Source organism: Chitinophaga sancti, from assembly GCF_034087045.1.
Taxonomy (GTDB): domain Bacteria; phylum Bacteroidota; class Bacteroidia; order Chitinophagales; family Chitinophagaceae; genus Chitinophaga; species Chitinophaga sancti_B.
This window is the reverse complement of sequence record NZ_CP139247.1, coordinates 1,844,265-1,868,183: the sequence shown is the minus strand read 5'-3', so window position 1 is coordinate 1,868,183 and position 23,919 is coordinate 1,844,265. Positions and strand designations below refer to the sequence as shown.

Here is a 23,919-nt window from a genome sequence, read left to right as displayed (position 1 = left end):
CTTTGTTCATAAATTTTTTTATGCCAGGCAAAATGAGAGAATTAGAAGAACATATAAAACAACAACAACCAGACACAGACAATTTCACACCATCCTTTTATAGGTTGGGAAATGCCGAAGAGTATAAAGCCCTTACCAGCTTATTGAGTAGTAACCCGCATATCCGCGTTTATGATCACATCGTATCACAGTTGAAGGAACTCATTAAGATCAGCAACCCGACAAAGCGTTTAACACCTGAAGAATATGAGCAGCATTTAGCCGCTTATGTTGGAACACAGGCGCTGGAAGAAATCGGAGTATGGGTGTATTATCCATGGGCTGACAGAGTAGTGCACATCGTAGATGAAGAAGATTTTATTGCATTGCGTACAAGCCGTAACCAGCATAAGATCACGAAGGAAGAAATTGAAATACTGCGTACAAAGAAGATCGGCATTATCGGTCTATCAGTAGGTGGCAGTATTGCGCTTACGATTGCTATGGAAAGAGTGTGTGGAGAGTTGAGACTATCGGACTTTGATAAAGTAGAACTGACCAATATGAACCGTATCCGTACGGGCATACACAATATACAAATATCCAAGGCTGTGGTAGCAGCCAGGGAAATAGCAGAACTGGATCCTTTCATCAAAGTAAAATGTTACCTGGATGGCGCAACAGAGCAAAACCTGGATGACTTTTTTACTGCTGATGGTACTCTGGATGTACTGGTAGAAGAATGTGATGGAATCGATATAAAAGTTCTGAGCCGGGTAAAGGCAAAAGCTTTGCAAATCCCTGTAGTAATGGACACCAATGACAGAGGGATGGTGGATGTAGAACGTTTTGACCTTGAGCCTGAAAGGCCCCTGCTGCATGGTTTTATCCCTGCCGATCTGGACCTGGAACGCTTAAAAGGGCTGACTGACGCAGAAAAATTACCCATCTTCCGTCCCATGGTTGCCCTGGATGATATGTCTGCCAGGATGAAATACTCCCTGAGCGAAATTGGTAAAACCATCACAACATGGCCACAGCTGGCATCCTCCGTCGTATTGGGAGGAGCTGCTGTTACAGACACCTGCAGGCGCATATTGCTGGATCAATACAAAAGCTCCGGCAGGTATTATGTAGACTTCGAGCAGATATTTGTTTAAATCAAGCTGGTTAGAATATAACTGCATTTTATTCTTTGCAAACGAATGCAATACAGCTATGTTCCCTCCATCTCCCTAGTACCAATGCTATTATTAAAGAGTACCCACATGCAAAATCATGATTATAGTAAGGGCATTTAGAGCACCAGACGATCCTGAAGCCTGCCTGAGGTTTTACAATGGCCACCTCCGGTTGTTGGAGATCTATTTTGGGATTGCTAAAATCACATCCGGTAATGCGGACTGGATGCAACATGAAAATAGTATTGTAATTATTGTTGAAGATGAATCCCGCACCAAGACCTACGGTGGCGCCAGAGTACAGCTGGCTGACGGTGTCATTCCCCTGCCTATAGAAACTGCGATCGGCAAGTACGACAACAAGATCTATGACATGGTGAAACCAGGTAGTGCGGAGATCTGTGCAATGTGGAACTCCAAAGAAGTAGCCGGTATGGGCATCGGTAGCCAGGTACTGGCCAGGGCTGGGGTAGTACTCGCTGCACAGCTGCCAATAGATAATTTTCACGTATTATGCGCACCCATCACCACACGTATTGGGAAGAGAGTAGGATTTATGATCGACGAATCCCTGGGGGATAAAGGCACCTTTTTCTATCCTAAAGACGACTTCGTAGCCACTGCCATGGTGATCAATGACGTAAATACCCTGGAATATGCAGATCCAAAAGAGCGGGACCTTATCTATGATCTGCGCGAAAATCTTGTTCAAACCAAAACAGAAGTTGGCCCCAAAGGCTCTTACGAAGTTAGCTATCACCTGGAAATACCTGACTATCAATATACCAAAGTGCAGAGTGAAAGGTGAATTTTCTCTAAATTTATCGCATGTTCCGGATCATTACCTTATGGTTATTCGCCCTATTATGCTATGTGCATACGCAGGCAGCTGCTCCCTTTGTATATGAGGAAGGCATGCCCCTCACCCGCATAGGCAAATACCTTGAATTATTTACTGACAAGTCAAACAAGCTCGGGATCGGAGATGTGCAACACATTTCCTTTGTCTCACCAGGAGAGAATGTACCTAACCTGCAAATCACATCCTATACCCATTGGGCACGGTTCCACATCGAAAACCCCGGCGCCGCCCGCAAGCTGCTGCTGGAAGTAGAATATCCCACCATCGACGATATTACCCTCTTTGAACAAATGCCTGATGGCAATTTCAAAGAAACCAGACTAGGGGAATTCACCCAGTTTCACAACAGAATTTTCGATCATCAGAACTATATATTCCCCCTCGTATTCCAGGCACACAGTACCCATTTGTACTACCTGCGCATTAAGGCGGGAGAACAGTTACAACTGCCTATCTACATTGGTACCAAAGAGCAGATTACGACCAAAAACAGCTCCCGGGGGCTTATCTTCGGGTTGTATGTCGGGGTCATCCTCGCTATGTCGTTTTATAACCTCTTTATCTTCCTTTCTACCAAGGATAACAGTTACCTGATCTATGTAGCCTACAATATATTCGTAGGTCTCACACAAGCTACCCTGCAGGGGTTTGCCTTCCGCTTTCTATGGCCATCATGGCCCTGGATGGAAATGCATGCCACTGTACTGGTACCCATCTTCAATGGACTAACGGCATTGATGTTCGTACAGCAGTTCCTGCAAACGAAACAACATTACAGGCGCGGGCACAACCTGATCAACTACCTCATTTATGCGTACCTGGTATGTTTCATACCTGCCCTGCTGGATTGGTATACCATTGCGCAGGTGTGGGTACAGCTGGTAGTTTCTGCCGCTGCCGTCATCGTATTTATCGTACCACTCAGGATGAGCCGGATGGGTTATAGCTCCGCCCGTTTCTTTTTGCTGGCATGGTCTGTGTTCCTCGTCAGTGTGATCATATTCGTATTACGCAATATGAACGTGCTGCCATATAATGACTTTACCTATTATGCACTGCAGATCGGCTCAGGAATGGAAGCCCTGCTCCTCTCCTTCGCACTGGCACACAAGATCAATGTATTCAGAGCCGAAGCCCTGCAAGCCTCACAGGAGAATGAGCGCCTGGTAAGAGAGCAGAATATTATACTGGAAGACAAAGTGCACAAACGTACGGAAGAGTTACAGGCCAGCAATGAAGAGCTGAATGTAGCCCTCAAAAACCTGAAAGACGCACAGACCCAACTGGTGGAAAGAGAGAAAATGGCATCTCTGGGTCAGCTTACGGCAGGTATTGCACACGAAATCAATAACCCGATTAACTTTGTCACTTCCAATATCAAGCCGCTCAAAATGGATATAGCCGATATCAAAACGCTGCTTAATAAGTACGATGACCTCGCCACCGCCACCGATGTGAAAACGGAACTGCAGGAGATCGCGGCTTACAAACAGGAGATAGACATCGACTATATTCACGAAGAAATCGCCTCGCTGATAAAAGGTATTGAAGATGGTGCCACACGCACTGCCGAGATTGTCAAAGGATTACGTACCTTCAGCCGCCTTGACGAAAGTGATGTGAAATCGGTTGACCTGCACGAAGGGCTGGACAGCACGCTGGTACTCCTGAAGAACAGCATTCCGCCAAATGTAACGGTCACGAAGCACTATGGCACCCTACCTAAGATCGAATGCTATGCCGGTAAAATGAACCAGGTATTCATGAACATACTGACCAATGCCTTCAATGCAATTAAAACCCATTCAAACGGCAGGGAAGAAAGTGTGATCATCACTACCTGGCAGGAAGATGAAATGGCCGTGATCAGTATCAAAGACACAGGTCCGGGTATGACTGAAAAAGTAAAAGAAAAGATCTTCGATCCATTCTTTACTACCAAAGACGTAGGGGAAGGTACAGGTCTGGGCCTTTCTATCGTATTCAATATCATAGAAAAACATCAGGGACGGATATTCGTAAATACTGCGCCCGGGGAAGGTGCAGAATTTATTATATATTTACCATTGAAGATTAGCGTTATGGCCTAGTGTCATACTCCGATGGTACCCCAGTCAGGAATACAGCCCTGCAATTAAATCATTATCGTTTTTTGTATAAAACATTAGTGGATGAAAGAAAACCGTATCAGGATTCTCTACATTGACGACGAAGTACACAACCTAAATGCTTTTAAAGCCAGCTTCCGCCGCAGTTATGAAATTTACACAGCTAACTCCGCCCAGGAAGGCAAGCAGTTACTAAAGAGCATCGATGTACATATTATCATCGCTGACCAGAAGATGCCCGTATCTACCGGTGTTGAATTCTTTAATGAGATTAAAGACACCTTGCCTGATCCCATGCGTATCCTGCTCACCGGCTATACCGATGTAGAAGACATTATCGATGCCATCAACAAGGGGCATATATTCTCCTATATCAAGAAACCATGGGATGAGCACGAGCTGCACAGAACCATTCAGAATGCCTACGAAATATATGCCACCCGCAAACAGCTGAAGGAAAAGATTATCGAACTGGAAAAGATCAATGATGAGCTGAACCGCTTTATCTACTCCACTTCGCATGACCTTCGCTCTCCGCTCATGTCTGTACTGGGTATCATTAACCTGAGCAGACTGGATAACTCTGTGACTGACCCTAACGGCTATCTGAATATGATCGAAGTATGTATTCAGAAACTGGATGGCTTTATTCAAAAGATCATTGAATACTATCGCAATTCAAGATTGGATGTGGAGTATGAGAAAATTACTTTTGACCACCTGCTGAATGAATGTATCACCCAATTCAAACATCAGAATACAGCGATAGAGTTCCAGGTCAATGTAGACCAGCCGGTTGAATTTAAGGGAGATACTTTCCGTATCAGTGTGATTCTAAACAACCTTATATCAAATGCTGTTAAATATCAGAAGCCGGATGAGGTGCATCCAAAAGTGAACCTGGCAGTAAAAGTAGAGCCACACAAGGCAACGCTGGTAATATCGGACAATGGTATTGGTATATTGAGTGAACACCTGAACAACATCTTCAAAATGTTCTTCAGATCTAAGAATAACAATAAGCCGGGTAGCGGCATTGGCCTTTATATAGTGAAAGAAGCGCTGAACAAGATTGGCGGTACGATCAATGTAGAATCCAAGTATGGAGAAGGTACACAATTTGAAATAAGCATTCCGAACAGAAATGATTTCGATTCCTGATTTACGTGTGATTTTGATAGATGACAATGAAGTGGACCTTCTATTGCATGAAAAGTTGATTGCCATACAGCAGATCAGCCGGACTGTGCTTGCTTTTAATAATGCCAATAAAGCGCTTGAGTTTCTATCGTCCAATATATCTTTACCTCGTATTCCTCCTACATTAATTTTGTTGGATATCCAGATGCCGGAGATGGATGGGTTTGATTTCCTGGAGGCTTTTGATAGTTATCCTGCTAAGATCAAATCACAGTGCCATGTGATCATGGTATCCTCTTCGCTTGATTATAGTGATATCAGCCGTACATATGCCAATCCGATGGTGGTGAAGTTGCTAAAAAAGCCTTTGCTGGCTAAGGAGCTGACAACTGCCGTCGCGGATATTTTCAGAGACTTTTCCTGAGCACAACTTTACTTCTCCATTATTAACTTTCTATGTGCACGTCCCCAGTTGCCAAGTTCTGAAATGACGGCAAACAGTGATTCTCCGTGGGGTGTGATCCTGTATTCTACTACAGGCGGGAAAGCATCATATTCAGTGCGCGAAATAATCTTATTAGCTTCCAGGCTTTTTAGCTCTTTGGAAAGGGTTCTGTCTGTAATGGGAGCCAGCTCTTTGGCGAGCTGGTTGAAACGCCGGGGACCAAAGCCTAGGTGAATCAGGAGCTGGAGTTTCCACCTGCCACCGAGTACATCGAGGGCATCTTTGACAGGAATGATGTGTTTTCTGCATGTTTCTTTGGTTCTTACACTCATGGTACAAAAATACGACATATTACTATCCTGTAGGATAGTGCTATCCGGGAATATAGTATCGCCAGCCGCGTGGAGATTGTAGATACTTTTGGGTTAAAATTTAAAATAAGCATCATGAGAATATTGCATTTGATCACCAGCCCGAGAAAGTCTCAGTCGTATAGCGCGCAATTAGGAAATGCCATTGTAGAAAAACTAACTGCTGCTCACCCCGGTAGTACAGTGGTGGTTCGTGACCTGGCCGCAGCACCGTTCCCACATTTGGAAGAAGCGCATATTCAATCTTTTTTTACCCCTGAAGAAAATAGATCTGCTGAGCAGGTGAGTGCGATTGCACATTCTGACGAAGCAATTGCTGAATTGCTGGCAGCAGATGTAGTAGTGATCGGCGCGCCGATGTATAACTTCAGTATTACTTCCAATCTGAAGTCATGGATTGATCATATCGCCAGAAGAGGAAAGACGTTTAGCTATGGAGCAAATGGACCGGAAGGATTGGTGAAAGGCAAGAAAGTATATCTGGCTATTTCTACAGGAGGCGTTTATTCTGAGGGAATGATGAAGGTGTATGATTATACAGAAAATTACCTGAGAGCAGTGTTAGGGTTTATGGGTATGACGGATGTGACCGCGGTAAGAGCAGAAGGGTTGAGCGTACCAGGTGTACAGGATACTGCGATGGAAAAAGCGTACGAAGCGATTACTGTGTAATTCATCCTGTAATATATTTTTCGAAACCGCACTCCTTTTACGGGTGCGGTTTTGTTTTTTCATTCAAAATACGAAATACGGTAAAAAAGGAATTGATCGTATTTAGTTTAAATAATTGATTTAAAACAAGTTAACTCGCGGCATGCAGATTGGTACCCCTGTGAAAACATCACAACATGCTCCATAATCACTAAGATGCTACAATTCCTGAAAGTCTGTATCACCGCGACAATCGCAGCCATCCTGTTATTGCTCACAACCCTTGTTTATGGGCAGGGGTTTAAGCTCATGCGCTTTGATGAGAAATATGATTCATCCAGCAAGGGTATCAAATACATTCCGCTCGGCCATGATAACAGCTATCTCTCCTTTGGTGGAGAAGCGCGTGTTGAATACGCAGACTTCCACAACGAAGATTGGGGACAACAGGGCATTGGCCATAATACTTTCTGGCTACAGCGCTACGATGTGCATGCAGACCTGCACTTTTCCTCTTCTATAAGATTGTTCGCACAACTTCGGAGCGGTTGGGAGAATGGCCGTAAAAACGGTCCCCGCCCTATAGATGAGGATCACCTGAATGTGCAGAACCTCTTTGTAGATGTCAGCATGGCTGGCCAGCGTAGTGTATACAGTGAACAAAAATTTCTCAGTCAATACAGGTATTCAATATTTCAAAACCGGTACACTGGTTGAAGACCTCATCCCTGATCATAAAGACGGGATCTTTGTCAATACACGTGTCGCATTTAAATTCTAATAAACATGAAACGCACAATAGTTGTAACCGCATTATTATTCGCGCACATTTTTGTACATGCACAGCAAACTACTACTGCTGTTGGCACCACCAAAGCCTGGGGTAAAGTGGATGGCGTCACCATCGAAGGACTGGTACAAGGTCCTTCTGCTGCAGTGGCAGACCTGCAGATAGCCTGTGTATTTGAATATACCGAAGGCGATATTTTCAACGCCCCTCCTGCCCTGCCAGCAGCACTCAATGGCATGGTGCATCTGGATGAAGCCACCAATGGCCTCATCACTGAAATCCGTAAGTCCGGCCAGTTTGCAGGTCATGCACTGGAAACAATTCTCATCACACCGCCAGCTGGCAAGATCAAGGCAAAGAAACTGTTGCTCATCGGCCTCGGCGATCGTAATCAATTCACGCCAGAGCTAATGACGAAAGTAGGGAGTGTGGCTATGCGCGAAGCACTATCACTGAATGTAGCTTCTCTCTCATTTGCAAGTGATCTGAAAGATGCGGGTATCGATTCTCCGACCGCACTGGTAGCAGAAAACGTGACTAGAGGTATGCTGCAGGCTTACAAGGTAGCAGCATACCTGAAAAGTAAACACTATGCTGCTTTCAAACCACTGAGCAAAATGATACTGCTGGCAGGACCTTCATTCTTCACCGTAGCAGGACAAGGCATTGAAACAGCTATTCAATCATTCCAGTAATAAGGAAAGCTGATCTCATTTTGATGCACTCCGCATGTTAAAAGAGCAGGTAGCACGATTGCTCTTCATTCTCCTTATAGGCGCAGGCCGTTTCTCCATTGACTATTTATTATTTTCAAATTTATAATTACATGAAAGCATCTATCGGAATTAAGGAAAATTACCTGGCAGAAGTAGCCCATTCATTAGGCAAAATTTTAGCTGATGAATTCGTGTTGTACACAAAGACCCGCAAAGCACACTGGTGTGTAACCGGCGCAGACTTTCACAGCAAACACCTCTTCTTCGAAGCACAATACGGACAGCTGGAAGAGATCGTAGACACCGTAGCAGAAAGGATCAGAAGCCTGGGCCACTTTCCGCCTGCCACTCTAAAAGAATACCTGGCACTGACGCACCTTTCTGAACAGAGCAGAGAAAAAAATGACAGCGTTGGTTTTATCGAAGAACTGCTGGCAGACCATGAAAGCATTCTCATTCACCTGAGAGAAAATATCAATGGTTATGCACAGGCATTTCACGATGCAGGTACCAGCGATTATATCACAGGACTGATGGAAATACATGAAAAAATGGCCTGGATGCTGAGAGCGCATCTGGAATAATTATAGCTTATGGAAGAACCAAAACATAGTATACACTGGGTCACCTTCATGCTATCGTGGGTAGCAGGGTTTTGTGACACGGTTACGTTTGTATCGGGTGGCTCGATCTTCTCTGCACACGTCACGGGTAACTTTATCACCTTTGCTGCACAGATGGTATCCGGCAAACAGAGTGGTGACTGGGTCAAACTCATTACCTTTCCCACCTTTGTGGCGGCGGTAATGATAGGTGGCTGGCTGGCCAGGGTACTGGTCAGAAAGTACAGGATCATGCTGGTGGAAAGCGTGCTGCTGATACTGACTGGTGTGCTGGCGATGTTCCTGCCCCTGATGAGTTCCTTTATGTTATATTTGCTGGTATTCATGGTAGTGGTGGCCATGGGCCTGCAGAATGCCTTTGGTAAACTCTTTGCCAAAGAAACGCACGGTCCGACCACGATGATGACAGGCAATGTGACACAGGCTGCTCTTGATCTGGGCAATCTGGTACTTACTGGTTTTAAAGAACCGGCAGCCTTGCAGAGTTTGCGAAACGTCTCCATATTAATCGGGGGATTTTTGCTGGGATGCCTGATGGGAGCTGTTATGGCCAGATACCTGGGATTGACGTCCATCATTGGACCAGGTGTAGCCATCTGTATCTGTTATCTGATGAGGGAAGCACTGCCACGCAAACAGCTGGTATAATAATATGATGCATGGTCTTCAAATAAAGGGAGTGGCCACTTTGGTGGCCCTCCTGTTTTTTATTACTTCATTTGGGCAGGATACTGCAAAAATCAATGCCCTGTACAGGGATGGGCAACGCCTGATCCTGAAGACAGGTTATGAAAAACAGGATATGGATTCTGCCTGGACCATTGCCAGACAGATAGATGCTCTCAGCAGAAAGATGAACTATCAGGGAGGCATTGGTATTGGTAAACTCCTGACCGCAAAGATCCTGAACGAATCACACAGGGATGATGGCCGTCGTGCTACCAGCATGGAAGCCTACAATATTCTCAGGCAGTATGGTACACCCCGGTTACAGGCAGAAGCCCTGATCGAAATAGGAGGCACTTTTCAAAACAAATCCAGTGATCTCCCTGCAAAGATTCACTATTACGAAGCTGCCGTCGACATTTACCGCAGCATCCACGATTACCTGAGCGCAGCCAGTATGCTGGAATTCGTAGGGGATCTCTATAGTGTGAACGGAGAGTATACCAAATCATTACAAACACTTCAGACCGCGTTACAACTTTACAACAAAGTACACTTTATAAGATTACACGGACTCTATAGCCTGATGGGGAATACCTATACTTTTCTGAATGATTTTCCCAACGCACTCCGTTATAACCTCATGGCTATGCAAACGGGAGAACAAGTACATGAAACAGGTATTATCATGAGCCCTATCTACAACCGTCTTGGTATGATTTATTATACCATAGATGAATATGAACAGGCATTGGAATACTTCAATCGTGGGTTAATAATTGCTTATTTAAACAGCGATACGAATAGCATACAAAGTATTCAGATCAATATTTCATTTATTCTTCGTAAGCTGGGTAAGTATAAGGCCTCGCTGGATACGCTTCACAAGATAGAATCCCTGATTCCCATTGCTGAAGAAGATGATGACGCGTGGGTAGATCTGTTGACCCGTTATATCAACACCTATCTTGCCATGAAAGATTTTAAAAGCGGAATGCCGTACTTCAATAAGATCGTAACACTGTACAACAGGCAAAAATTATCGCCTTATTTCAGACAGATAAGCAGGCTTGCAATAGCTGGCTATTTGCAGGGTATGGGAAAAATGAAAGAAAGCAAACCCTACCTGGTAGCTTATTCAGAGGATGTCCTGAACCGTGACGAACCAGCCATCAGGTTACTACAAAGCCACCAATTCCTGTATCGTGCAGATTCTGCAGCGGGCGACATTCAAGGGGCACTGGAACACTATAAACTATATAAATTATTCTCAGATTCTATTACTAATCTGAATAAATCAAGGCAACTGGCTGTGCTACAGATCCAGTTTGAAACCAATAAAAAGGACCAGGATATTCAATTATTACGACAAAAGTCAGCATTACAGGAAGCATCATTACAAAAAGAAATTATATTCAGGAATGTAATCTTTGCAGGGGTATGTGCATTGTTGATTATCCTCGCCCTGACATATAACCGTAGCAGGCTGAAACAACGCAACAACCTGCAATTGCAACAGAAACAGGAGGAGATCAATGATCAGAATGAATTATTGCTCAAGTTGCTACAGGAAAAAGAATGGCTACTGAAGGAAATTCATCATCGGGTAAAAAACAATTTACAGATTGTCATTAGTCTCCTTAATTCCCAATCCAATTACCTGGACAACCAGGACGCCATTGATGCAATCCGCAACAGTCAACATCGTATGCATGCCATGTCGCTGATCCACCAAAAGCTATACCAGACGGACAATCTGGCCAGGATTGACATGAGCTGGTATATCAGGGAACTGGTGGCTTACATGCAGGAAAGTTTTCCGACAAAAGCACAAATACAATTCAACCTGGATATTACTTCACTGGAATTGGATGTTGCACAGGCAGTACCACTGGGACTTGTGCTGAATGAGTCAGTGAGCAATGCTATCAAATACGCATTCCCCGGAACGCGTCAGGGTATCATTGAAATCTCGCTAAAAAACATAGATGAGCAGCACTGGCAGCTTCGTATCTTCGATAATGGTACAGGATTACCCGAGCAATTTAACATCGATAACACATCATCACTTGGCATGAACCTCATGCGTGGGCTGAGTGAACAGCTGGATGGTACATTTGAGGTGACGAGTGAGCAAGGTACTGTCATTACAATAGTATTCCCTGTTGCGCAAAAAGAAATGATATGAAGATATTGATTGTAGAGGACGAATTTATTGTAGCAAACGATTTGCGGCTGATGCTGCAGAAAGCAGGATATACGGTAGTCGGCATAGCATCGGGCGTGGTGCAGGCCCGCAAGCTGATTGAGAGCAAACAACCGGACTGGATACTGATAGATATTATACTCAAAGGTGATCTGACGGGCATTGATCTGGCGAGGGAACTGATGACACAGCGCTTACCTTTCCTGTTTATTTCAGCGAATGCAAACCAGGATATACTGGAAGCGGCTAAGACTACGAACCCGTATGGCTTTCTTGTGAAACCATTCAGGGAAAAGGATCTGCTGGTCATGCTGGATATTGCCTTCTTCAGACATGAATTAGAAGCCAGGCAACAACAGCCGGCAATACTACAGGATACAGGGATGGTAGGCCGGAGTAAAGCATTTTCGAATGTATTGGACCACATCAGCAAAGTAGCACCCAGCAATACTTCTGTGCTCATCACCGGCGAAAGCGGTACGGGCAAGGAAAGAGTGGCAGCGGCGATACATAGGGCTTCTTCCCGTAGTCATCAGCCAATGGTGACGGTAAACTGTGCAGCATTGCCTTTATCACTGGTAGAATCAGAGTTGTTTGGATATGAGAGAGGGGCTTTTACAGGTGCAAACCAGCAACGGATCGGGAAGTTTGAACAGGCAAATGGAGGTACCGTATTTTTAGATGAAATAGGTGAATTGCCCTTAGAAGCACAGGTGAAACTGCTACGGGTATTGCAGCAGCGGGAAGTGGAGCGATTAGGCGGACAGGCAATTATACCTATTGATGTGCGGATCATTACAGCTACAAACAGGAATTTGGAGAAAGAGGTTGCTGAGGGAAGATTCAGATTGGATCTGTATTACAGATTGAATGTATTTCCCATAGATGTGCCACCATTGCGGGAGCGGAAGGAGGATATAGAACTGTTAGCATATTATTTTTTAGAGAAGTTTGGTAAGACAGTCAACAAGATCAGCACAACTGTATTGCGGCAAATGAAGGAATATCCCTGGCCGGGAAATATCAGGGAACTGGAACACCTGATCGAAAGACAGGTATTGCTGGCAGAGGGATCGGAGATCACCTCGATTGATTTGCGGTCACAACCGGATATTACGCCAGTGGCTTCTTCGGAGGTGATCAAGACCATGGAGGAGATGGAAAAGGAGCATATTATCAGGGCACTGCGCGCCAGTCATGGCAAGGTGAGTGGTGCAGGAGGAGCTGCCGCAGCCCTGGGTATAGCTGCGCAGACCCTATTTGCCAAGATGAAGAAGTTTGGTATTCAGCAAACCTATCAATGAGTTATTCTACACCGGCATACATACTTTCCCACAAAACAGCATCGCGTCAATGCCTAAACTTTTTACGGTAATTTTAGTAAAAATCTTATTGGGACTATATTATATCCCGTTCAATTCATATAAATAATTGTTATAACACTACTATTTTTTAGGCTGAATCCCTATATTTGTAATAGTGGAAATTGTGAACAACTTAAGGGACTCGTCGTTAAAGGGGATAATATGGTTGCTGCTGATTACAGTATTTACTGTGGGCGCATGCGATTATTTGTACGCTTTTTACAAATCCTATAATATCGAGAATGTCAGTGACGAAGCGCCTATCGGCGACTTTGGGGATAACTGTATAAAAAAAGGTGGCAAGGAACTCTTCTCATTTTATGAAGACGGCCTCAGCTTTTCCACACTTACCTGGGCCTCCCCACTTTCTGTACATTGGGAGACCTATAGTTATAGCATTTTTAAAGAACCCCTCAGGGACGTGCTTACTCCCCCTCCACTTTTATTCATTTAAATTCTGATCAGGCTTCGTTATCGTCATAACACACCAGTATATATAGTAATACTACATCATCATCAAATCATTACTAGAATAAACTGTGTTTATGAAGAAGAAGAAGAAGCATGCGGATGCTCCGTCACCCTGGCAAAGGTTGGTGAGGTTGTTATATCACGAACGAACCTCTATCAATTACATTTTTATTTATGCCGTACTTATCGGCATCATTGGTCTCACGCTGCCGTTAGGAACAACGGCTGTCTATAACCTGCTATCCAACGGTTCTATGTATAGTTCTACCTATATCTTAATAGCGGTAGTACTGACAGGTATCGTGATTGGGGGGGCACTATTGATTGGACAACTGACGCTTGTTGAATTTCTTGAGCAGAAGATATTTGCCAAAGCGGCTATGGAGTTCGCGTATCGCCTGCCCCGTATCAAAAAGGAAGAAATAAATGGTGAATATCCACCAGAACTGGTGAACCGTTTCTTTGATATTCTAACTATACAAAAAGGCCTGACTAAATTGCTGGTAGATATTGTAGCTGCATCCGTCCAGATATTTTTCAGTGCCATACTCCTCTCCTTTTACCACCCTGTATTTATGGCGGTGGGGTTATTTGCTATTGCCGCCATCGCCCTGGTGCTCGTACTCTATTTCAGGCATGGGGTCAATACCAGCATTGACGAATCCGGCTATAAATATGAACTGGTCGCTCACCTCGAAGAGGTAGCTTCTGATCTTGACACCTACCGTGGTCATCCTGAAAAGATGGACCAGGTATGTAAAACCACAGACCAGATCACAGCGAAATATCTCATGGCCCGTAACGATCACTTTAATGTACTGAAGAAATTCTTCGTCAGTTCTGTAGCATTACGCACCATCCTGATGGGCGGACTGTTGCTGATGGGATCATTTTTCGTAGTAGAAAGAGAAATGACTTTCGGTCAGTTTGTAGCAGCAGAAGTGATCGTGGTACAGATTAGTTATGCTATTGAAAAACTGATGACTAGTCTGAATACAGTATTTGACATGGTAACCGGCGCAGAGAAACTGGCTGTAGTCACTGATCTTGAAATAGAGGAGGACAAATAATATGGCACAAAACAGATTACATCATAAGCATATGGAGGCTTTGAATACGCAGTCACAAGCCGAACTTATCCAGATAAAGGGATCGCACATGCTGGGCAAGATCATGAGCATCTGCCTCGTCATATTCTTTATCATACTGCTCATGCCATGGCGCCAGACCATTCCAGGAAAAGGGACTGTCACCGCACTAAGGCCTGAAGACCGTCCTCAGACTGTGCAGAACCAGATAGGTGGGCGTATTGAACACTGGGCCGTGCGCGATGGCCAGGAAGTAAAAAAAGGGGATACGATCCTCGTGATCTCAGAGACCAGCCAGTCTTACTTTGACCCTGAATTGCCAGAGCGGCTCGCAGAACAGCTGGAAGCAAAAAAGAACAGTGAAAGCGCTGCCATACAGAAAATGGAGGCAACAACAGCACAGATCCAGGCCATGAACCGTGGATTGCAATATCAGTTGTCCGCTGCCGAAAATAAGGTACATCAATCTGAAAACTATGTGAAGATGGACAGTGCTGACCTGGTAGCTGTACAGAATTATTACGAAACATCTAAAGCCCGTCTGGAACGGTACGAATCCGGTTATAAGAATGGCCTGTTCTCACTGACTGACATTGAAACCCGCCGCCTGAAACTGCAGGAAGACAATGCAAAAGTGATCAGCCAACAAAACAAATTGAACAACTCCAAACAGGGCTTATTAAATGCACTGATTGACCTGGACAATATCAGGGCCAAGTACCAGGAATCACTGGCCAAAGCCCAGTCGGATATGAGTTCTGCTATGTCAAGCCGTGCAGGCGTAAAAGGAGATATTGCAAAACTACGCAATGACATCTCTAATATCACTATACGCCGTGGCCTGTATGTAGTACGTGCACCACAGGACGGATATGTGGTAAAAACACTGAAAGCAGGTATTGGCGAGAATATCAAAGAAGGTGAATCTATAGCAACATTACAACCACTCCATCCGGAGGTGGCGGCGGAATTGTATGTAAATGCCATGGACGTGCCCCTGATCCTGGATACGAGCGATGTTCGCTTACAGTTTGAAGGCTGGCCATCAGTACAGTTTTCCGGATGGCCTTCTGTAGCAGTAGGAACGTTTGCGGGTAAGGTATGGGCGATTGACAGGATCAGCAGTAATGGTGGAAAATACAGGTTGCTGATAAAACCTACTATTCCGGTTCCTAAAAATGATGAGGCCTGGCCGATTCAGCTCAGACAGGGTTCTGGCGTGTATGGTCGTATTATTCTTCGATCAGTGCCGCTGTGGTATGAAATCTGGCGACAACTGAATGGTTTCCCGCCAAGTTTGGAGAAAGAGCCTTCAACAAAGGATTCAAATAGTAAGAAATGATGAAGAAATTAAGCTATTATTTAATTGCCGGCTTACTGCTGTTTTCGTGGGAATGTGCATATGCGCAGGATACGGCCAGAATCTTTTCGCTGGGGGATCTGGAAGATATGGTTTTTATGAATCATCCTATCGTAAAACAGGCCGCTTTATTGAGCGATGCGGCAAAGGCCAGCGTGCTGCAATCAAAAGGAGAATTTGACCCGACATTGAAATCTGCTTTCGGACGTAAATTATTTGGTCATACTACGTACTATAATAACTGGCATAATGAACTGAAGGTACCTTTATACATTGCCGGCGCTGATCTGAAAGTAGGCTATGACCGCAACACGGGTGTGTATACAAATCCTGAAACACATACGACCGATGCAGGTCTTGTGGCAGTAGGTTTAAACATACCACTAGGTGCAGGGCTGCTGATTGATGCGAGGCGTAGTACGCTCTGGCAGGCAAAAGCCATGCTGAGCTATGCAGAAGCAGATAAAGTGAAACAGATTAACAGCGTGTGGTTTGGTGCCGTAAAAGATTACTGGAACTGGTACTATGCCTTCAGGGAATATGTGTTGATTAAAGAAGGGCTGGATCTTGCCACAAAGCGTTTTAAAGCACTGACTAATCAGGCATTACTGGGTGATAAACCAGGACTGGATACCATCGAAGCAAGCATTACTGTGCAGGACAGAGAGATCCAGCTGGCTAAAAGTGAGATAGAAGTAAAGAATGCGATGCTGGTACTTTCCAATCATCTCTGGAACGAGAAAGGTATACCGCTGGAGCTACCCAAAGATGCGATTCCACAAGAGTCAAATCAGCAACTGCAATTGCCAGACAGAGTACTGCTGGACTCTTTACTTGGATTGGCCGATATGCACCCGGAGCTGGTAAAACTGCGTGCTAAGGGAGAGCAACTGGATGTAGAACGCCGGTTTGCACAGGAGAAGCTGAAGCCCAAGATCAATATAAATGGATCATTGCTGAGCCGACGTACAGATTTTGGTTCTTATGTACCGGATTATTATGACTTTGGATGGAGTAACTATAAGATAGGGGTAGATTTTGCTTTCCCGTTGTTCCTACGTGCAGAGCGGGGGAAACTGAAACAGGTGAGATTTAAACAGCAGCAGGTAGATTACGATCTGATGCAATCCGGACGCGAGATTAACAATAATATCACGGCCTCATTTAATAGTCTCACAGCTTATCAGTCACAGCTAATCTTGCAGGTGCAGAGTATTAATAACCAGCAGGCATTATTAGCCGGTGAATTGCAGAAATTTGATCTGGGAGAGAGTACGTTGTTTTTGATTAATAGCAGGGAAAGTAAGCTGATAGATATGAAGATCAAGAGAGAGAGTATCATATCAGGGTATCAGAAAAAACTGGCTGAATTATATTATAAAGCTGGAACCAGACAGCAATTATAGGATAACCTGGAGGTATTTACCGCTGCGGAGCTAGGGGTAGTGATCGCGCCAGGGTCATATGTGTGATTTATTTAAGGCATAGTGCAGACAATAAGCAGGTTACATCAAAATAAGTAACCCTCCGAAGAATTGCATGTGATAATTATGGCTTAACCCATTTCCTTTAATGGGAGCGGGTGGAGATGCTTATTCCCCCCTCCGCTAAAGTGAGATATTATTAGATAGCTATGTAATATTATCTACATTATTTACCTTTGCGTCTTCGCATTTAAAAAGAAAAGTCGTATGAGTCGTTATAATGAGTATCTCAATGAAATTGAGGAAAGAAAAGGTCAGGACCTCCATCCCAAGCCGATTGATGGCGCAGAATTACTAAGTGAAGTCATCGCGCAAATTAGAGATCTTGACAATGTGCACAGAAAAGATTCTCTTAACTTCTTTATTTACAACGTATTGCCAGGTACTACTCCTGCTGCTGGTGTAAAGGCTCAGTTTTTAAAAGAAATCATTCTTGGTACTGCCGTAGTTGAGGAAATATCCCCATCTTTTGCTTTTGAGCTATTATCACACATGAAGGGTGGTCCTTCCATCGAAGTGTTGCTGGACCTGGCGCTGGGTGAAGATATCGCTATTGCGAAAAAAGCTGCAAATGTGCTGAAAACGCAGGTTTTCCTCTATGATGCCGACACAGACCGTCTGAAAGAAGCATTCAAAAATGAAAATGAGATAGCTAAAGAAATCCTTGAAAGTTATGCTAAAGCGGAATTTTTCACTAAACTCCCTGAACTGCCTGAAGAAATTAAGGTAGTAACTTTCATAGCTGGTGAAGGTGATATTTCTACTGACTTACTCTCTCCGGGTAATCAGGCACACTCCAGATCTGACCGTGAATTGCATGGTAAATGCATGATCACTCCCCAGGCACAGGCCGAAATCAGGGCGCTGCAGGCGCAACATCCTAACAAGAGCGTGATGTTGATTGCTGATAAAGGTACCATGGGCGTAGGTTCATCAAGAATGTCGGGTGTAAATAACGTGGCTCTCTGGACAGGCAAACAGGCCAGTCCTTATGTTCCATTTGTGAACATTGCCCCGATTGTAGGTGGTACAAACGGCATTTCTCCTATTTTCCTCACGACTGTTGACGTTACCGGTGGTATCGGTATTGACCTCAAAAACTGGGTGAAAAAGGTAGACGAAAATGGTAAACTTGTTCGTAATGAAGCTGGTGAGCATATTCTCGAGGAAGAATACTCTGTTGCTACCGGCACTGTTCTTACCATCAACACAAAGACAAAGAAACTTTACAACGGCGATAAGGAACTGATTGACATTGCTAAGGCACTGACGCCTCAGAAAATGGAATTTATCAAGGCTGGCGGATCATATGCTATCGTATTCGGTAAAAAGATCCAGACCGTAGCAGCTAAGATCCTCGGTATTGAACCTACCCCTGTATTTGCACTACCAAAAGAAATTTCTCACGAGGGTCAGGGGCTGACAGCAGTAGAAAAGATCTTTAACAAAAATGCGGTAGGCATTACTCCGGGCAAAGTATTACATGCGGGTTCAGATGTTCGTGTAGAGGTAAATATCGTAGGTTCCCAGGATACGACCGGTCTGATGACTGCCCAGGAACTGGAATCTATGGCGGCGACTGTGATTTCGCCAATTGTTGACGGTGCTTACCAGTCAGGCTGTCACACCGCATCAGTATGGGATAAGAAGGCGCAGACAAATATTCCAAAACTCATGAAGTTCATGAATGACTTTGGATTGATCACTGCCCGTGACCCGAAAGGTGAATATCATTCCATGACAGATGTAATTCACAAAGTACTCAACGATATTACGATAGATGAGTGGGCAATCATCATTGGTGGTGACTCTCACACAAGAATGTCTAAAGGTGTTGCTTTTGGTGCTGACTCAGGTACCGTTGCACTGGCATTGGCTACAGGTGAAGCATCCATGCCAATTCCGGAATCAGTGAAAGTAACCTTCAAAGGAGAAATGAAGGAGCACATGGATTTCCGTGATGTAGTACACGCTACACAGGCGCAGATGCTGCAGAAATTTGCCGGAGAGAACGTTTTCCAGGGCAGAGTGATTGAAGTACACATCGGAACACTCCCTGCTGACCAGGCTTTCACCTTTACTGACTGGACCGCAGAGATGAAAGCAAAAGCTTCCATCTGTATTTCTGAAGATGATACCCTGATTCAATCACTGGAAATTGCAAAAGGCAGGATCCAGATCATGATCGAAAAAGGCATGGATAACAGCAGACAGGTGCTGCAGGGACTGATCAATAAAGCTGATAAGAGAATCGCAGAGATTAAATCAGGTGAAAAGCCTGCTTTAACTCCGGATACGAATGCTAAGTATTACGCTGAAGTGGTAGTTGATCTGGATGTAATTGTTGAACCAATGATTGCAGACCCTGATGTGAATAATGACGACGTTTCTAAGAGATATACCCACGATACCATCCGTGCACTCTCCTACTACGGTGATAAAAAAGTGGATCTTGGTTTCGTAGGATCCTGCATGGTGCACAAGGGCGATTTGAAAATTGTTTCTCAAATGCTCAGGAACCTGGAAAAACAGAAAGGTAAAGTTGAGTTCAATGCTCCGCTGGTGGTAGCAGCTCCAACTTACAATATCATTGATGAATTGCAGGTAGAGGGAGATTGGGAAATATTGCAGAAATATTCTGGCTTCGAGTTCAACGATAATGCTCCGAAAGGCGCTGCACGTACAGAATACCAAAACATGATGTATCTCGAGCGTCCGGGTTGTAACCTTTGTATGGGTAACCAGGAAAAAGCAGCTAAAGGAGATACAGTGATGGCTACATCCACCCGTCTTTTCCAGGGCAGAGTTGTGGAAGATTCCGATCGTAAAAAAGGAGAATCTTTGCTTGCTTCCACACCAGTAGTTGTTCTTTCTGCCATCCTTGGAAGAATACCTAATATGGAAGAATATAAAACGGCTGTAGCAGGTATCGATCTGACTAAGTTCGCACCTCCGCTGAAGAATCTGGTTTCAAGTCCGGTAGGTAAAGACAGCCTGTCTTATTAATAATTTTATACAAAAAAGCGTCTCATCATAATTGATGAGACGCTTTTTTATTTCTATTCCTTCATAAGCAGCAATAGCTATTTCGTCTGTAACACCCCATTGTCTCATAGACATGGCAATACCTATTTCATAATGGTTCTGCGCATTGTCTCCCATGTTGCAACCATTCAGTGCGCTCACTGCACGCAGGAAGTAAGTGCTGATTTTCCTTTTTGGTAGTAATGATGATAGCTCCATTGGCTGACCAAAAAAGGAAAATGAAGGTTCTGACAATTGTTTAAACGATGACAGAGCTCCATCAGGTGTACCCGAATAAATAAGGGCTGGCCATTACTTTTTGGTCAGCCCCACTAATAAACGATGCTTTTTTGTATAAGCCTATGTATGAGTTATTTTATTTTTGTCCATACAGTGGCATTAATCCAAAAAATCTGCGTTTGTCCATTATTAACTCCAAGTACGCCAACAAATGGCGCATCATCGGTAAAGTTTACATCTATTACCGGCGATGTTAAATCAATTTCAAAGCCTTGAAATGGACCTCGTCCATTATTATAGGTTACAGTTAAAAAATTTTGAGAACCGGTAATTGTAATGTTTGCGTTGTTTTGGTCTTGCCAAGTGCCAATAAATGAATTCATAGTTTATATTTTTAAATTTTTCCTACTCATAAGGCTTTTCGGTTAACTCCTCCTGTTGAATTGACTGAACAGGATCAGTCCGTTTTTAAAGGGTCAGCTATTAAACAAATTGAGCTCTTATTTGGCTAAAATTTCTTCTGAGAATTATACTTCTATACCATAAGATCCTTCATCAATTTCCAGAATAGAAATGTGGAATGCCGACCAAACTCCCTTTGGGGTAGCTGACCCATTATCTGGAGCCCCTACCATTTGCCCCCCCATTAAGTTTCCCTGGTAATTACCAACATACGATGTGATAGTGCGATTATTGAAATCGGCAATGGCAATAGCTATTTGACCAGGATTAGCTCCGTCCAATGCAGTGTATGTGCCAAAAAACTCCCCATCATTAATGGTTAAAGTGCCATTAATTAAAGTTGCCTTAAATGAATAATGTGAAGAGTCAGACCACCTTTGAATAAACTTCCAAGTTCCGTTTTGAATTGTGGACATAATTGTAATTTTAAGTCCTACTCATAAGGCTTTTCGGTTACCGCCTCTCATTGAATTGACTGAATGAGATCAGTTTCGCTTTATAAAATGTTTGTTGCTGCAGTTCAAGCGCTTTCGATGAAGAAATCATAAATTTTATGGGTTAACAAGTAAGCGGAAAAATCAAGCAGGGCATTCTGCAGTTAATAAAATTTGATGGTGAACAACAACAGGTATTCAAATAAAAGGACATCCAGCTTTCAAGTTATTCCGGACAAATAAATGGATATTCACTGTTATCGATGATCGGCTCTATACCAAAAAAATCATTTAACACTGATTCAGCGGTACAATATGCACCTTCCACCCAAGCCTGATCATTAGAGTATGCTTCGCCAACAATGAAAATATCTGCATCTTTTCCGGTAATGAGTTGTGAAGGTTTACGAATCTTGCGTTGCACATCACCTACATCAAAATGCGGTGCCCATTCGTGGTATCCTGCATTGAATGGGGGAAGAGACCAGTTCATATAGGCTGCTTCCAATGGTTCGGGAATATTGCTATAATCAGAATTCGGTCCATAATGAAGTTCAGCCAACATCTTTCGAAGCATCTTCACCATGCGTTCCGGCACTTTTCTTGGTCCTTCCAGGGGTTGCGTATCACTGGAAACAGGAACTGTGCGTTCGCTCCTCGCACCAAGTTCTAATTCCTGCCAGAAAGTGGTATTGTCTTCGTCATCATAGCTGGCAAGAATGCCATAGATAGGTTTTTTGCCTTGCACTTTAGCGTTGTTCCCAAAATAAACAACCATGCGTATTGGGGAGTTGGATACGCTTGGCCCAATGGTATCACGGCACGCAGCTATTGATAACTGATTTACCTGTGCAATGGTCAAAGCTTCTTCGGTTTTGTTCTCAATTGCTTTCACCATTTCATTGAGGCCAGAATAAGGAACATCTATCAGCGTGCTCATATCTTTTAATACCTTTGCAGGAAATTTATCCTGACCTAGTTGCTCAATTACATCAGGGGTTATAACATACCCGGTAATTTGCGCGGGGTAAATTGCAGGATTATTTTTTGCCGCTGTAGTCCACCATGGATCGTCAAAAAACATTCCTATTTTATAGGAGGGCTGCATGATTGTTGATTCCAGATAGAGATTTACCTTTTCATGATTAAGTACATCTACCTCATCTTTTGCCGGCTGATGGTAGCGGGTAGCCTGAGCTACAAGATCAATGGCTGCACGTGGAATAGCCAGCCATGCAGCATCCGCCTCACGTGTTCCTTCGGCTATGTTCGGATTTGTGCGTGATGCATAAGTAAACACCGCTTTCTTGTTTTTCCATAAAATGGAATGCAGGCGAGTGTCAGGATAATACTTGAAAACAATGCCTTTCTGCTTGCATAGCTTCACAATTTCGTCAAAGAGTGCATTGAACATTCCTGAATAACCAATAGACAATGTTTTATACTGGCTACCCGGAGTAAATTCATCATTGATATTCATGGATACCGCAGTGTTTGTGTTGATCACATTCGAACTATAACCATTTCCATCGGCTGCATAATCATATCCTTCCGATCCTACCTGGTCGTAAAGCAGGTTCCAGTAACCAATATCTTTAAGTAAATCCCCCTCCTGGAAAACAGAAGATTCCGGAAGTTTTTTGATGATTCGTCCTTCCTTGTAGAATCTGCACCATTCTAAACGGGTAAATCCACCGTCTTTTTTCACCCCGGCAGGAATACCAAGATTTTCAAGAATGGTAAAAGCCTGGTCAGGTGTGGCTCCAGCTCCAAAATTATTTATATTATAAGGGGCGGGATTGCTGGAAGTAATATCATTAATGTAAAAATTGCGTGAACGCAGATAAAATAATTGATTGTTGGTAACATTGAAAGGAACTGAATATTTGTCAAGTCCCAGATTTTCAATAGTTTTTGTTACCAGACGATGACCTGGTGCACGCCCATCATTTGCATGGGGAGATTTTTGATCCCAGAATGAATAACGCATTCCACCAAGTTCTACATAAGAGTTGTCCTTGTCATCTTTGTAATGCCAGGTGCAAATACGTGCCCCCGCAGCACGGGAACCAGGATGTGATTTTGAAAAATCGTACTTACCCCAGTCATATAGTTCAAGCACATCGCCTTTCGAGAGTTGCTTCGATTTGAATGTCGGGTCATTGGTCTTGCCTTCAAGCAAACGCCATGCGGTGTACAATCCTGCAGCTCCGGCTCCGAAAATGGAGTATGTTTTTGGGTTCATTGTATTATT

22 protein-coding genes are annotated in these 23,919 nt (G+C 43.8%); 17 read left to right on the top strand and 5 right to left on the bottom strand.

Annotation, left to right across the window (positions count from 1 at the left end):
• The first annotated feature begins 32 nt into the window (after nt 1–32).
• From SIO70_RS07865 to SIO70_RS07845, 5 genes are all read left to right on the top strand, one after another.
• Nucleotides 33–1,139 carry a ThiF family adenylyltransferase gene (locus tag SIO70_RS07865; protein ID WP_320580389.1) on the top strand — a complete coding sequence of 369 codons (1,107 nt, stop codon included), beginning with the start codon at nt 33–35 and terminating at the stop codon, nt 1,137–1,139.
• Nucleotides 1,140–1,257: 118 nt separating this feature from the next.
• The gene (locus tag SIO70_RS07860; RefSeq protein WP_320580388.1) at nt 1,258–1,968 is read left to right on the top strand and encodes a hypothetical protein; all 711 of its coding nucleotides are present in this window, start codon (nt 1,258–1,260) and stop codon (nt 1,966–1,968) included.
• Between the two features lie 20 nt (nt 1,969–1,988).
• Nucleotides 1,989–4,112, top strand: a complete 2,124-nt coding sequence (locus SIO70_RS07855) for a 7TM diverse intracellular signaling domain-containing protein (RefSeq protein ID WP_320580387.1) — start codon at nt 1,989–1,991, stop codon at nt 4,110–4,112.
• Nucleotides 4,113–4,193: 81 nt separating this feature from the next.
• The gene (locus SIO70_RS07850; protein ID WP_083724206.1) at nt 4,194–5,291 is read left to right on the top strand and encodes a sensor histidine kinase; all 1,098 of its coding nucleotides are present in this window, start codon (nt 4,194–4,196) and stop codon (nt 5,289–5,291) included.
• A complete protein-coding gene (locus SIO70_RS07845) occupies nt 5,275–5,694 on the top strand; it encodes a two-component system response regulator (RefSeq protein ID WP_320580386.1) in 420 nt (139 codons plus the stop codon). Before SIO70_RS07850 ends, SIO70_RS07845 begins: the two co-directional genes overlap by 17 nt.
• 8 nt (nt 5,695–5,702) lie before the next feature.
• Here the strand turns inward: SIO70_RS07845 and SIO70_RS07840 are convergent, their stop codons facing one another.
• The gene (locus SIO70_RS07840; protein ID WP_320580385.1) at nt 5,703–6,047 is read right to left on the bottom strand and encodes a helix-turn-helix domain-containing protein; all 345 of its coding nucleotides are present in this window, start codon (nt 6,045–6,047) and stop codon (nt 5,703–5,705) included.
• A gap of 114 nt (nt 6,048–6,161) precedes the next feature.
• Here SIO70_RS07840 and SIO70_RS07835 point away from each other — a divergent pair, with 114 nt between their 5' ends.
• The 12 genes from SIO70_RS07835 to SIO70_RS07780 all read left to right on the top strand — a co-directional run bounded on the left by SIO70_RS07835 (nt 6,162) and on the right by SIO70_RS07780 (nt 20,511).
• The gene (locus tag SIO70_RS07835; protein ID WP_320580384.1) at nt 6,162–6,758 is read left to right on the top strand and encodes an FMN-dependent NADH-azoreductase; all 597 of its coding nucleotides are present in this window, start codon (nt 6,162–6,164) and stop codon (nt 6,756–6,758) included.
• Nucleotides 6,759–6,953: 195 nt separating this feature from the next.
• On the top strand, nt 6,954–7,454 hold the full coding sequence (locus SIO70_RS07830; protein WP_320580383.1) for an alginate export family protein: 501 nt from the start codon (nt 6,954–6,956) through the stop codon (nt 7,452–7,454).
• 69 nt (nt 7,455–7,523) lie between these two features.
• Entirely contained in the window at nt 7,524–8,222 is a 699-nt protein-coding gene (locus SIO70_RS07825; RefSeq protein ID WP_320580382.1) for a M17 family peptidase N-terminal domain-containing protein, read from the top strand.
• 131 nt (nt 8,223–8,353) lie between these two features.
• On the top strand, nt 8,354–8,827 hold the full coding sequence (locus tag SIO70_RS07820; RefSeq protein WP_320580381.1) for a DNA starvation/stationary phase protection protein: 474 nt from the start codon (nt 8,354–8,356) through the stop codon (nt 8,825–8,827).
• Between the two features lie 9 nt (nt 8,828–8,836).
• Nucleotides 8,837–9,514 (top strand): YoaK family protein, encoded by a 678-nt coding sequence (locus SIO70_RS07815; RefSeq protein WP_320580380.1) that lies wholly within the window; start codon nt 8,837–8,839, stop codon nt 9,512–9,514.
• Between the two features lie 4 nt (nt 9,515–9,518).
• A complete protein-coding gene (locus tag SIO70_RS07810; protein ID WP_320580379.1) occupies nt 9,519–11,720 on the top strand; it encodes a histidine kinase dimerization/phosphoacceptor domain -containing protein in 2,202 nt (733 codons plus the stop codon).
• Nucleotides 11,717–13,042 carry a sigma-54 dependent transcriptional regulator gene (locus SIO70_RS07805; protein WP_320580378.1) on the top strand — a complete coding sequence of 442 codons (1,326 nt, stop codon included), beginning with the start codon at nt 11,717–11,719 and terminating at the stop codon, nt 13,040–13,042. The genes SIO70_RS07810 and SIO70_RS07805 overlap by 4 nt, the downstream gene beginning before the upstream one ends.
• Nucleotides 13,043–13,226: 184 nt before the next feature.
• Nucleotides 13,227–13,556, top strand: coding sequence for a hypothetical protein (locus tag SIO70_RS07800; protein ID WP_320580377.1), 330 nt, complete (start codon nt 13,227–13,229; stop codon nt 13,554–13,556).
• 91 nt (nt 13,557–13,647) lie between these two features.
• Nucleotides 13,648–14,643: an ABC transporter transmembrane domain-containing protein gene (locus tag SIO70_RS07795; protein WP_320580376.1), complete on the top strand. Its 996-nt coding sequence runs from the start codon at nt 13,648–13,650 to the stop codon at nt 14,641–14,643.
• A 1-nt stretch (nt 14,644) separates the two neighbouring features.
• Entirely contained in the window at nt 14,645–16,003 is a 1,359-nt protein-coding gene (locus SIO70_RS07790; RefSeq protein WP_320580375.1) for an HlyD family secretion protein, read from the top strand.
• On the top strand, nt 16,000–17,427 hold the full coding sequence (locus SIO70_RS07785) for a TolC family protein (protein WP_320580374.1): 1,428 nt from the start codon (nt 16,000–16,002) through the stop codon (nt 17,425–17,427). The genes SIO70_RS07790 and SIO70_RS07785 overlap by 4 nt, the downstream gene beginning before the upstream one ends.
• A gap of 285 nt (nt 17,428–17,712) precedes the next feature.
• Nucleotides 17,713–20,511: a bifunctional aconitate hydratase 2/2-methylisocitrate dehydratase gene (locus SIO70_RS07780; protein ID WP_320580373.1), complete on the top strand. Its 2,799-nt coding sequence runs from the start codon at nt 17,713–17,715 to the stop codon at nt 20,509–20,511.
• Here SIO70_RS07780 and SIO70_RS07775 read toward each other — a convergent pair.
• From SIO70_RS07775 to SIO70_RS07760, 4 genes are all read right to left on the bottom strand, one after another.
• Complete coding sequence (locus SIO70_RS07775; RefSeq protein ID WP_320580372.1) at nt 20,476–20,748, bottom strand: SusD/RagB family nutrient-binding outer membrane lipoprotein; 273 nt, start codon at nt 20,746–20,748, stop codon at nt 20,476–20,478. The two genes, SIO70_RS07780 and SIO70_RS07775, sit on opposite strands and share 36 nt — an antisense overlap.
• A 152-nt stretch (nt 20,749–20,900) precedes the next feature.
• Nucleotides 20,901–21,152 (bottom strand): hypothetical protein, encoded by a 252-nt coding sequence (locus SIO70_RS07770; RefSeq protein WP_320580371.1) that lies wholly within the window; start codon nt 21,150–21,152, stop codon nt 20,901–20,903.
• A 144-nt stretch (nt 21,153–21,296) separates the two neighbouring features.
• Nucleotides 21,297–21,647, bottom strand: coding sequence for a hypothetical protein (locus SIO70_RS07765; protein WP_320580370.1), 351 nt, complete (start codon nt 21,645–21,647; stop codon nt 21,297–21,299).
• A 244-nt stretch (nt 21,648–21,891) separates the two neighbouring features.
• On the bottom strand, nt 21,892–23,910 hold the full coding sequence (locus SIO70_RS07760; protein WP_320580369.1) for a hypothetical protein: 2,019 nt from the start codon (nt 23,908–23,910) through the stop codon (nt 21,892–21,894).
• Nucleotides 23,911–23,919: the final 9 nt, after the last annotated feature.

What these genes read in the sequence shown, in the direction of transcription:
- SIO70_RS07820 (WP_320580381.1), top strand. Translation starts at nt 8,354, where the DNA reads ATGAAAGCATCTATCGGAATTAAGGAAAATTACCTGGCAGAAGTAGCC.
- SIO70_RS07810 (WP_320580379.1), top strand. Translation starts at nt 9,519, where the DNA reads ATGATGCATGGTCTTCAAATAAAGGGAGTGGCCACTTTGGTGGCCCTC.
- SIO70_RS07815 (WP_320580380.1), top strand. Translation starts at nt 8,837, where the DNA reads ATGGAAGAACCAAAACATAGTATACACTGGGTCACCTTCATGCTATCG.
- SIO70_RS07795 (WP_320580376.1), top strand. Translation starts at nt 13,648, where the DNA reads ATGAAGAAGAAGAAGAAGCATGCGGATGCTCCGTCACCCTGGCAAAGG.
- SIO70_RS07840 (WP_320580385.1), bottom strand. Translation starts at nt 6,047, where the DNA reads ATGAGTGTAAGAACCAAAGAAACATGCAGAAAACACATCATTCCTGTC.
- SIO70_RS07770 (WP_320580371.1), bottom strand. Translation starts at nt 21,152, where the DNA reads ATGAATTCATTTATTGGCACTTGGCAAGACCAAAACAACGCAAACATT.
- SIO70_RS07760 (WP_320580369.1), bottom strand. Translation starts at nt 23,910, where the DNA reads ATGAACCCAAAAACATACTCCATTTTCGGAGCCGGAGCTGCAGGATTG.
- SIO70_RS07860 (WP_320580388.1), top strand. Translation starts at nt 1,258, where the DNA reads ATGATTATAGTAAGGGCATTTAGAGCACCAGACGATCCTGAAGCCTGC.
- SIO70_RS07805 (WP_320580378.1), top strand. Translation starts at nt 11,717, where the DNA reads ATGAAGATATTGATTGTAGAGGACGAATTTATTGTAGCAAACGATTTG.
- SIO70_RS07855 (WP_320580387.1), top strand. Translation starts at nt 1,989, where the DNA reads ATGTTCCGGATCATTACCTTATGGTTATTCGCCCTATTATGCTATGTG.
- SIO70_RS07775 (WP_320580372.1), bottom strand. Translation starts at nt 20,748, where the DNA reads ATGGAGCTATCATCATTACTACCAAAAAGGAAAATCAGCACTTACTTC.
- SIO70_RS07790 (WP_320580375.1), top strand. Translation starts at nt 14,645, where the DNA reads ATGGCACAAAACAGATTACATCATAAGCATATGGAGGCTTTGAATACG.
- SIO70_RS07785 (WP_320580374.1), top strand. Translation starts at nt 16,000, where the DNA reads ATGATGAAGAAATTAAGCTATTATTTAATTGCCGGCTTACTGCTGTTT.
- SIO70_RS07835 (WP_320580384.1), top strand. Translation starts at nt 6,162, where the DNA reads ATGAGAATATTGCATTTGATCACCAGCCCGAGAAAGTCTCAGTCGTAT.
- SIO70_RS07850 (WP_083724206.1), top strand. Translation starts at nt 4,194, where the DNA reads ATGAAAGAAAACCGTATCAGGATTCTCTACATTGACGACGAAGTACAC.
- SIO70_RS07825 (WP_320580382.1), top strand. Translation starts at nt 7,524, where the DNA reads ATGAAACGCACAATAGTTGTAACCGCATTATTATTCGCGCACATTTTT.
- SIO70_RS07830 (WP_320580383.1), top strand. Translation starts at nt 6,954, where the DNA reads ATGCTACAATTCCTGAAAGTCTGTATCACCGCGACAATCGCAGCCATC.
- SIO70_RS07845 (WP_320580386.1), top strand. Translation starts at nt 5,275, where the DNA reads ATGATTTCGATTCCTGATTTACGTGTGATTTTGATAGATGACAATGAA.
- SIO70_RS07765 (WP_320580370.1), bottom strand. Translation starts at nt 21,647, where the DNA reads ATGTCCACAATTCAAAACGGAACTTGGAAGTTTATTCAAAGGTGGTCT.
- SIO70_RS07865 (WP_320580389.1), top strand. Translation starts at nt 33, where the DNA reads ATGAGAGAATTAGAAGAACATATAAAACAACAACAACCAGACACAGAC.
- SIO70_RS07780 (WP_320580373.1), top strand. Translation starts at nt 17,713, where the DNA reads ATGAGTCGTTATAATGAGTATCTCAATGAAATTGAGGAAAGAAAAGGT.